At 41.8% G+C, this 10,550-nt stretch carries 10 protein-coding genes; 8 read left to right on the top strand and 2 right to left on the bottom strand.

Annotation, left to right across the window (positions count from 1 at the left end; translation table 11 throughout):
* On the top strand, positions 1-554 hold a 554-nt coding region (locus ACTNB3_RS15185; RefSeq protein WP_441026688.1), incomplete at its 5' end, for an IS630 family transposase.
* Positions 555-1,041: 487 nt separating this feature from the next.
* On the opposite strand, the gene nagB is transcribed toward ACTNB3_RS15185, so the two are convergent.
* Positions 1,042-1,773: a glucosamine-6-phosphate deaminase gene (gene nagB / locus ACTNB3_RS15180; RefSeq protein ID WP_117685531.1), complete on the bottom strand. Its 732-nt coding sequence runs from the start codon at positions 1,771-1,773 to the stop codon at positions 1,042-1,044.
* Positions 1,774-2,051: 278 nt separating this feature from the next.
* Here nagB and ACTNB3_RS15175 point away from each other — a divergent pair, with 278 nt between their 5' ends.
* From ACTNB3_RS15175 to nagA, 7 genes are all read left to right on the top strand, one after another.
* Positions 2,052-2,741, top strand: coding sequence for an N-acetylmannosamine-6-phosphate 2-epimerase (locus ACTNB3_RS15175; protein ID WP_015529448.1), 690 nt, complete (start codon positions 2,052-2,054; stop codon positions 2,739-2,741).
* Positions 2,742-2,803: 62 nt separating this feature from the next.
* Complete coding sequence (locus tag ACTNB3_RS15170) at positions 2,804-3,721, top strand: dihydrodipicolinate synthase family protein (protein WP_006427785.1); 918 nt, start codon at positions 2,804-2,806, stop codon at positions 3,719-3,721.
* Between the two features lie 49 nt (positions 3,722-3,770).
* Positions 3,771-5,276 carry a sodium:solute symporter gene (locus ACTNB3_RS15165; protein ID WP_427819914.1) on the top strand — a complete coding sequence of 502 codons (1,506 nt, stop codon included), beginning with the start codon at positions 3,771-3,773 and terminating at the stop codon, positions 5,274-5,276.
* A gap of 18 nt (positions 5,277-5,294) precedes the next feature.
* Entirely contained in the window at positions 5,295-5,744 is a 450-nt protein-coding gene (locus tag ACTNB3_RS15160) for a YhcH/YjgK/YiaL family protein (RefSeq protein WP_055284298.1), read from the top strand.
* 93 nt (positions 5,745-5,837) lie between these two features.
* Complete coding sequence (locus ACTNB3_RS15155; protein ID WP_055157330.1) at positions 5,838-6,719, top strand: ROK family protein; 882 nt, start codon at positions 5,838-5,840, stop codon at positions 6,717-6,719.
* 38 nt (positions 6,720-6,757) lie between these two features.
* Positions 6,758-7,594, top strand: coding sequence for a MurR/RpiR family transcriptional regulator (locus ACTNB3_RS15150; protein ID WP_427819915.1), 837 nt, complete (start codon positions 6,758-6,760; stop codon positions 7,592-7,594).
* 47 nt (positions 7,595-7,641) lie between these two features.
* Positions 7,642-8,793: an N-acetylglucosamine-6-phosphate deacetylase gene (gene nagA / locus ACTNB3_RS15145; RefSeq protein WP_118327269.1), complete on the top strand. Its 1,152-nt coding sequence runs from the start codon at positions 7,642-7,644 to the stop codon at positions 8,791-8,793.
* Between the two features lie 135 nt (positions 8,794-8,928).
* Here nagA and ACTNB3_RS15140 read toward each other — a convergent pair whose 3' ends face one another.
* On the bottom strand, positions 8,929-10,527 hold the full coding sequence (locus ACTNB3_RS15140) for a transposase (RefSeq protein ID WP_441026682.1): 1,599 nt from the start codon (positions 10,525-10,527) through the stop codon (positions 8,929-8,931).
* Positions 10,528-10,550 lie beyond the last annotated feature (23 nt).

Raw genomic sequence — 10,550 nt, 5'->3', positions numbered from 1 at the left:
AGCTTCTGGGCGAAGCCAGGGAGCCCCTGCCAATGATTCCCGGGAATGACCGTAAAACGGATGCCGAATATACCCGAAATGGAACGGTCAGCATATTTGCTTTTGTAGAACCACTTGGCGGGACACATCATGTAAGTGTACGGGAACATCGTACAGCCGTTGACTGGGCGGAGGAAATTAAGTACCTTGTGGATGTCATGTACCCGGATGCCGAAAAGATCATTCTTGTAATGGACAACCTCAATACCCATAAGCCGGCTTCTCTGTATAAGAGATATTCTCCGGATGAGGCAAGACGCATCATCAAAAAACTGGAAATACATTATACGCCAAAGCACGGCAGTTGGCTGGACATTGCGGAAATAGAGTTGAATGTAATGACCAGGCAGTGCCTGTCCCGGCGTATAGCTAACATTGAACTGCTACGCAAGGAGTTGTCTGTATGGGAAGCAGAGCGTAATACAATAGCAGCAAAGGTTGACTGGCATTTTAGGACAAGTGATGCCAGAATAAAGCTTAAGTCTTTATATCCCAGCTTTACTTCCGTCTCTTAAAAGGCGGTGGTAAAGCTAAATATCAACATGTCAATACACTAGGACAAACCGATTTCGAATGTTTCGATAAATATGTGGAATTGAGTGAATTAATTACAAAAAACATAACAGGTTGTAAACAGAACGAGGAAAAGATTTTGACATTTGAGCTAGCAGGTGCTAATATAATTATAGAAAAGGTGCTGCCGATAGACGGTTAGCCCACATAATGATTAGTTAAGAAAATAACCGTTCAGTTTGCGAGGCTGGGGCGGTTATTTTTTTGCGTGATTGCATCCTATTGCGTAACCAAGTCCAAAGGCTGTTAAGCATAAGCTGATAACAGCAATCAGATCTTCGAGAGTCAACATTAGCATCCCCTCCTTTACAAAAATAGTCCGGCTGCCGCAAATATAATCGAATACAGAAAAAGATCCCGGTATGTGAAAGGACAATGAGCTGGATGCTCAAAAATGTCTGATTCACATACCGGGATTTTTTATTCATATTACATATCAATCTTACTGAGTGCTGCTTCATCAGCTACAATCGTAACATCATTATGTAACTGAAGAATAGAAGCAGGAACTTTCGGAGTAATTGGTCCGTATAAGACCTCTTTTAAGATATCCGCCTTATCTTCTCCGCTTACAACAACCAGAATTTTCTTGGCCTGCATGATATTCTTGATTCCCATTGTATAAGCCTGTCTCGGAACATCATCTTCAGATTCGAAGAAACGCTTATTGGCTTCAATTGTACTTTCTGTCAGATCTACGCAGTGTGTCTCTTTCTCAAAAGCGGCACCTGGTTCGTTGAATCCGATATGTCCGTTGTGTCCAAGACCGAGAAGCTGGAGGTCTACACCGCCCTGCTTACGGATGACTGCATTATAATCGTTGCAGGCTTTCGCGGAATCTGCTTCCAGTCCGTCCGGAACGAAAGTACGGGTTTTGTCGATGTTTACATGATCAAAGAGATTGGTATTCATGAAATATCTGTAGCTCTGATCATTTTCAGGACTGAGTCCTTTGTATTCATCGAGGTTTACACTTGTAACCTGGGAAAAATCAAGATCCCCTTTCTTATACCATTCGATCAGCTGTTTATATGTACCGACCGGTGAAGATCCGGTTGCAAGTCCAAGTACACAGTTTGGCTTCATAATAATCTGTGCAGAAATGATGTTTGCGGCCTTACGGCTCATATCCTGATAGTCTTTTGCTTTATAAATTACCATAATAAAATCTCTCCTTATTCTATTGTTTTTTTGTTTCTGAATATTAGTATATACATTATAAATGAATTTTCAAGTAAAATAGCATGAACTGAAAATACTTTCAAAAGTGGAAAGAAATTGCCTGGAATTGTGCATATTGTATAAAAAACGGATTTTAAAATAGGCAAAAAAGAGAGAAGTATTGAAAAAGATGAAAGAAGTTTCAAGAACTGCAAAGGTACTTGAAAATAAAATCGAACAATACTATACTGATTGCAGAACGAAGGAGGGAACAAAAAATGAATCAGAAAGTTGAAAATCTGAAGGGTAAATTAATTGTATCATGTCAGGCATTACCAGATGAACCATTACATTCTTCATTCATTATGGGAAGAATGGCACTGGCTGCAAAACAGGGAGGTGCAAGCGGAATTCGTGCAAATACAAAAGAAGATATCAAGGAGATCCAGTCACAGGTTGATCTGCCAATCATCGGAATCGTAAAAAGAGATTATGATGACAGTGATATCTACATTACACCAACGATGAAAGAAATCGAAGAACTGATGGAAGTAAAACCTGAAATCATCGCTATGGACGCTACTATTTCAAAGAGACCTGGCGGAAAGACATTAGATGAGTTCTTTAAAGAAGTAAAAGCAAAATATCCGGATCAGTTATTCATGGCAGACTGTTCTACAGTGGAAGAAGCACTGCATGCGGATGAACTTGGATTTGACTTCATCGGAACTACAATGGTTGGTTACACAGAGCAGAGCAAGGGCGATAAGATCGAGGCAAATGATTTCGAAATCTTAAGAAAGATTGTCGCAAAAGCAAAACACAGAGTGATCGCAGAAGGTAACATCAATACACCGGAAAAAGCAAAACATGTGATCGAGCTTGGTGCGTACAGTGTTGTTGTAGGATCTATTATCACAAGACCGCAGCTGATCACAAAATCATTTGTAGAAGAAATGGAAAGATAATTCTGCAAGGAACTTATTAAATTAAATTTATATAAAAAGACAAAGAAAAGGAGAAAGAAACCATGAGAAATCTTGAAAAGTACAAAGGCGTAATCCCTGCATTCTATGCATGCTATGACAACGAAGGAAATGTAAGCCCGGAAGGCGTTCAGGCACTGACAAAATACTTTGTAGAAAAAGGTGTGAAAGGTGTATATGTGAACGGTTCGTCAGGAGAATGTATTTATCAGAGCGTAGAAGACCGTAAGATCATCCTTGAGAACGTTATGAAAGCAGCAGAAGGAAAGCTTACAGTTATCGCACACGTTGCATGCAATAACACAAAAGATAGCCAGGAACTTGCAAGACATGCAGAAAGCCTTGGAGTTGATGCAATCGCAGCAATCCCACCGATCTACTTCCACCTGCCAGAGTATGCAATCGCTCAGTACTGGAATGACATCAGTGCAGCAGCACCAAACACAGACTTCGTAATCTACAACATTCCACAGCTTGCAGGAGTGGCTCTTACACAGGGACTTTTCGCAGAGATGAGAAAGAATCCTAACGTAATTGGTGTTAAGAACTCTTCTATGCCGGTACAGGATATCCAGATGTTCAAACAGGCAGCAGGCCCTGACTACATCATCTTCAACGGACCAGATGAGCAGTTCATGAGTGGACGTGTCATCGGAGCTGAAGGAGCAATCGGTGGTACATACGGAGTTATGCCGGAATTATATCTGAAATTAGACGAGTATGTAAGAGCCGGAAAGATGGAAGAAGCAAGAGAAATCCAGTATGCTTGTGATGAGATTATCTACAAGATGTGCTCTGCACACGGAAATATGTACGCAGTGATCAAAGCTATGTTAAAGATCAACGAAGGTCTGGAACTTGGCGGAGTAAGAGAGCCACTGCCAGCATTAGTAGAAGAAGACATGGCTATCGTTGAAGAAGCAGCTAAGATGGTTCGCGACGCAAAAGCTAAATATCTGTAAGATTATATAACAAATACGTGAAAGAAAAATATCTGTAAGGAGAGAGACGATGCAAGGGTTTACCGTAGTAGATTTAGTCATTTTAGTAGTTTATCTCGCGGCTGTACTGTTCGCCGGCCTTCATTTTGCAAAGAAAGAAATGAAAGGAAAAGAGTATTTTAAAGGAGACGGAACTGTACCGTGGTGGGTAACTTCCGTATCAATTTTCGCAACACTGTTAAGTCCGATTTCATTCCTGTCATTAGCAGGAAACTCATACGCAGGAACATGGATCATGTGGTTCGCACAGCTTGGTATGCTGTTAGCTATCCCGATCACGATTAAATTCTTCCTGCCAATCTACAGCAAACTGGATATTGATACAGCATATCATTATCTGGAACTGAGATTCGGAAGCAAAGGACTTCGTGTACTTGGAGCTGTAATGTTCATCATTTACCAGATCGGACGTATGTCAATCATCATGTACCTTCCATGTATGGTACTTGGAAGTCTGACTGGAATCAGCGTAAACTTACTGATCATTATCATGGGTATCATTGCTATTATTTACTCATACACAGGAGGTCTTAAATCCGTACTTTGGACAGACTTCATCCAGGGATCTGTACTTCTGATCGGTGTTACATTTGCACTGATCTTCCTGTTAGCACACTTAGATGGTGGATTTGGAGCAATCGCACATGCACTGACAACAGAGCATAAGTTCCTTGCTGTAGATCAGCCAATCTTCAATGCTAATATTTTTAAAGACAGCGTATTCATCATGATCGTTGGTGCCGGATTCAATACAATGGCATCTTACGTATCAAGCCAGGATATTGTACAGCGTTTTACAACAACAACTGATACAAAGAAACTGAACAAAATGATGCTTACAAACGGAGGATTATCAATCTTCATCGCAACAGTATTCTACCTGATCGGTACAGGATTATACGTATTCTATCAGCAGAATGCACTTCCACCGGCAGCAGCTCAGGACCAAATCTTCGCATCTTACATCGCATTTGAGCTTCCGGTTGGTGTAACAGGACTTCTGTTAGCAGCTATTTATGCAGCAGCACAGTCTACACTTTCTACAGGTCTGAACTCTGTAGCATCAAGCTGGACACTGGATATCCAGACAAGACTTTCTAAGAAAGAATTAAGCTTTGAGAAACAGACAAAGATCGGACAGTATGTATCTCTGATCGTTGGTATCTTCGCAATCGTAGTTGCTATGGTACTGGCTAACGGCGGAGTAAAATCTGCATACGAATGGTTCAATGGATTCATGGGACTGGTACTTGGTATCCTGATCGGAACATTTATCCTTGGAGCATTTACAAAGGTTGCCAATACATTTGGTGCAGTATGTGCATTCATCGTTGCATCAGGCGTAATGATATACATCAAATACTTCGTACCTGCTGATCACGTATCAATCTGGTCATACTCAATCATCTCGATTGTAGTATCACTGGTAATTGGTATCCCGGCAAGTATCATCTGGAGAAAGGCAAAAGGAGACAATTCCGTACCTGCTCCTAACACAACCATTTACAAAAACTAAGAAGGAGTGACGATTTTCGTGATTTTTGGAAATATCAATAATTTATCAGAATTCCCATTCTTAGAAGAACAGGTAAAAGAGTGCTTTGAATATGCAAAGACACACGACCTTGCATCTTATGAAAAGGGAAGTCATGAAATCGATGGTGACAGACTGTTTGTCAATATCGTAGAATATACAACGACAACACCGGAAGAACGTTTCTGGGAAGCACATAAAAATTATCTGGACGTCCATGTAATGATCCATGGAAATGAACAGATCGATCTGAACTTCATTCAGAATATGGAATTAAAAGATTTTGTGGAAAAAGATGATTTTCTTCCGATGGATGGGGAAAAGAATTCTTCCGTAGTCCTGACAGATGGAGATTTCCTGATCTGTTATCCGAGTGACGGACACAGAACAGCGGTTCAGGTTCAGGAACCGGAAACCATTAAAAAGGCAATATTTAAAGTAAAGATTTAATCAGAAAAAGTCGAGGGCAAACCATAAAAGAACGGTTTGCCCTTTTCTGGCTGAACGAGTATAATGAAGGAAAATGAAAGAGGCAAAGCAGAGATGAAAAAATATATTAGTATTGACATCGGCGGCACAGCAATCAAATATGGTATTGTGAGCGAAGATGCAGAAGTATTGTTAAAGAAAGAAATGAAGACAGAAGCGCAGAAAGGCGGACCGGCGATCCTTGATAAAGTCATCGGTATCGTAGAAGCATTAAAAGAAGAGGCAGACGCAGGTGTGTGTATTTCTACAGCCGGTATGGTTGACATTGAGAAAGGTGAAATCTTCTATTCGGCACCGCTGATCCCGAATTACATCGGAACGGCATTCAAAAAGACGGTAGAAGAACGATTCGGAATTCCATGTGAAGTGGAAAATGATGTGAATTGTGCGGGACTTGCTGAGTACAAAGCAGGAGCGGCGGCAGGAAGTAAGGCGGCTGTGATGCTGACAATCGGAACCGGAATCGGCGGCTGTATTTTGCTGAATGGCGAGGTGTTCCACGGATTCAGTAACAGCGCATGTGAAGTCGGATATATGCATATGGATGACAGCGATTTCCAGACACTCGGAGCAGCCAGTATTCTGACGAAGAAGGTTGCTGCATGGAAGGGAGAACCGGCAGAAAATTGGAGCGGATATCGTATTTTTGAAGAGGCAAAAAAAGGTGATAAGATCTGTAACCGTGCAATTGATGAGATGACGGATGTACTTGGGAAAGGTATTGCCAATATCTGTTATGTAGTGAATCCGGAAGTTGTCGTACTTGGCGGCGGAATCATGGCGCAGGAAGCATTCCTGAAGGACAAGATTGAAAAAGCAGTGGAAAAATACCTGGTGTCCAGCATGTGGGAGCATACAAGTATCGCATTTGCCAAAAACCAGAACAATGCCGGTATGTTAGGCGCATTCTACCATTTTCAGGGAAGACATGCATAGTCTGGAGTTATAAAATAAAGAAGCAGGAATAGTAAGATATGGAATATTATGTAAAATCAGTCGTTCCGATCATAGAATCGAATTATGATAAATTTACGACAGTGGAACGGAATATCGCAGATTTTTTTATACAGAACAGAAAGAAAGTGGATTTTTCATCAAAATCCATTTCCGAGAGACTCTTCGTATCAGAAGCGTCGTTATCCAGATTTGCGAAGAAATGCGGATATCGCGGATACAGAGAATTCATCTATCAGTATGAAGAGACATTTGTAGAAAAGCAGGAATCCATTACCGGTAATACGCGAATGATCCTGAATGCGTATCAGGAACTTCTGAATAGGACTTACAGTCTGGTGGATGAGGCGCAGATTGCAAGGATCAGCAGATATCTGAATCAGGCGGAGCGTGTGTTCGTGTGCGGAACCGGAAGTTCCGGTCTGGCAGCAAGAGAGATGGAACTGCGTTTTATGCGAATTGGTGTGGATATTGATTCGCTGGTAGAAAGAGATATGATGCGTATGCAGGCGGTATTCCAGGACAGAAGAAGCCTCGTATTCGGAATCAGTATCAGCGGATCCAAGGAAGAGGTCTTGTTTCTTCTGAAAGAAGCATATCGGAAAGGTGCGAAAACGATTCTTTTTACGGCGAACAACCGGGGTGGCTTCGAGCAGTTCTGCACAGAAGTTGTTCTGATTCCATCACTCAGACACCTGAATCATGGGAATGTAATCTCACCGCAGTTCCCGATTTTGGTCATGCTTGATATTATCTATTCTTACTATTTGGAACAGGATAAATATGAAAAAGAAGTTCTGCATGATAATACACTGCGTGCACTGGAAGAAGGAGAAGGGATGCACAGGAGTTTTTAGAATGTTAAGAGGTATGTTGGGAAAAAATAAAATGGAGGATATATAAAATGATAATCAAAAATGTAATTGTCTATACAGAAGACAAAAAATTTACAGCAGGCGGCATTGTTGTTCACGATGACAAGATCGAAAGCATTTACACGACAGAAAACGTACCGGATATGCCGGGGGAAGAAGTCGTTGACGGACAGGGGGCATACGCAATTCCGGGACTGATCGATCTGCATTTCCACGGGTGTATGGGAGATGACTTCTGTGATAACAGTAAAGAGGCTATTGAAAATATTGCAAAATATGAGGCTTCTGTGGGTGTTACAACAATCGCACCAGCAACAATGACACTTCCGGTAGAAGAACTGGAAGATATCTTAAGAACAGCAGCAGAATACAAAAAAGAGCAGAATCCGAAGGGAGCGGATCTTGTTGGCGTGAACATGGAAGGCCCGTTCATCAGCCCGGTGAAAAAAGGAGCGCAGGATGAAAGAAATATCATGCCTTGTGATACGGACATTTGTCAGAGATTCCTTGATGCTTCGGAAGGCCTTGTGAAGTTTGTAGGACTTGCGCCGGAAGAAAGTGAGGACGCAGTTGCATTTGTAGAAGCAATGAAAGATAAAGTGAACATTTCGCTTGCACATACCAATGCGGATTATGCACATGCGAAAGCAGCATTCGATGCCGGAGCAAATCATGCCGTACATCTCTTTAATGCGATGCCTGCATTCACTCACCGTGAACCGGGTGTTGTAGGAGCAGTGTCCGACAGTGCACATGTAATGGCAGAGATTATCTGTGACGGTGTACATATCCATCCATCGATGGTGAGAGCAGCGTTCAAGATGATGGGAGCAGACCGTATGATCCTGATCAGCGACAGTATGCGTGCGACCGGAATGCCGGACGGACAGTATACACTTGGTGGATTGGATGTAAAAGTAGTCGGTAATCATGCAACACTGGTATCTGATGGAGCACTTGCAGGATCTGTTACAAACCTTGCAGACTGTATGCGTACGGTAGTTAAGAAGATGGAGATCCCGCTTGAGACGGCTGTAGCATGTGCGACGATCAATCCGGCTAAGAGTCTTGGAATTGAAGATACATATGGTTCGATCGCACCGGGAAAGAAAGCGAATATCGTATTATTAGACGAGAATTTGGAGCTTAAGATGGTAATTAAGGACGGACAGGAATTATAATTTATGCAATTTATGATATTGGGGTCAAAACCATAAATAAATTTGCCCCTATTCCTATAGTACCTTGAAAAATTCATATTTTGTAGTATATCGCCGGACTTTTTGGGATATATGCTGGATATCCCCTCCCTTGTTTTATGCAAGTACCGGATTTTGGGCATAGTTTCCCAGACCCTTCACATAATTGAAGAGTTTTCGGAAATCCAACGCTGCTATTTTGGAACCAAAAAAGAACTTGCCACGCTGTTTTCCACGAGGCATCTTTTCCAAATGGTAATTCTTTCGGATATTTGACGGAACAGTTTCCACTCCATTACGGAGCCTTGCATAATTTTTGAATTCTTCGCTGCTCATGTTCCTCTGGATTTTTGCACGTTCATGAGCTGCTTTGGATGTTACTATTTTTGCAACCCGCTTATAAATCTTCGGCTTGCATTGATCCTGATACGGACAGCCTACACACTGCTCATGCAGAAAGGAAACGGCACACTGATTGCTTTGTTTCATATAAGAACAGCTTTTCGGTGAATGGCCGGCTGGACATCGGAGGACTTTTGTTCCCTCTTCGTTAAATTCAAAATCAGCAAGGATATCCGGAGCTGGTTTCCCTGTCAGGCTTGTGGTAATCAGTTCTACGTTTTTATCAGCTGCAAGTTGTGTGTTTTCTGTTCCGCTGTATGCTCCATCTGCGACTATAACAGTCCGTTCTTCCTGTTTACTCATCTGCTCAAGGTGTTCTTGGATAAACTGACTGTCACTGTGGTTGTTTTGCTCATACTGATACTCTGTTACAACAGAACCATTGGCTCCAACGGATTCCTCAAGATTGGCCGCATATCCCCGATGCTCTTTTCCTGCCATGCTTCGGAATGTAGCTTCCGGATCAGAAGGATTCTGCATCATGGATGATTTCATGCCGCCGTCTTCTTTTGTCCGGAGTCTGCGTTTTTCATTTTTAACAATGGTTTGTTCTGAAAGGCATCTGACAAACAAATCATACTCTGTTGAATCATTGTAATCAGACTCACACAAGGCAAGGAGTTTATCTGCATCCGTTAAGAGTTGCTTTATACGATCATCTGCATTGGTACTGCGCTGATGATAAATCACTCTGTTAAAATCGTTAGGATCGATATAGTGTTTTAAATCGTCAGACAGAGCGGAACCATTGATTTTATTCACATACACCGCCAGCTTCGCGATGCAGGTGTATATCAGTTCCATCCGACTGAGTTTGCGGATGTTGGATTCAATCATCATGGAATCCATACGCCTGACTTTACCGCTGATTCCCATCAGTTTTGCAATGGAAGCACTTAGATCTTTCACACAATCGTGGTAGAGATCTTTGTTGTGAAGAGTTTCATAATCATAACACCTCTTGCGGAAACGGCTCAATGTCTTGTCACTCAAAGGCTGTTCTTCAAAACTTGTTGTATGCAGTGCGTACTGAATTCGAAAATCCAGCATAAGATTTTCAACCATCTCATCATCGGAATAATCAAAAAGCTCTTTGATGATGAGCGCACCAACAATCACGTTGACCGGAGTATTCGGTCTGGATGCCTTATCACTGTATAAGACAGAAAAACGCTTTTCATCAATGGCAGGAAATATTTCATCGGCAAAAACTTTTGCCCAGGATTTTTCCAGTGCTTTCTGTTCCCTGGCAGTTAATCCGGAAAAACTATCTGTAAAAGACATTTGCTGGTAAGCGTTTTCTTTGAATGACATAGAGATTACCTTCCTTCCTAAGA

The organism is Bariatricus sp. HCP28S3_D3, assembly GCF_052065755.1.
Lineage (GTDB): Bacteria > Bacillota > Clostridia > Lachnospirales > Lachnospiraceae > Allocoprococcus.
Note: the sequence above shows the minus strand (reverse complement) of the source record. Positions and strands in the feature narration are given on the sequence as shown.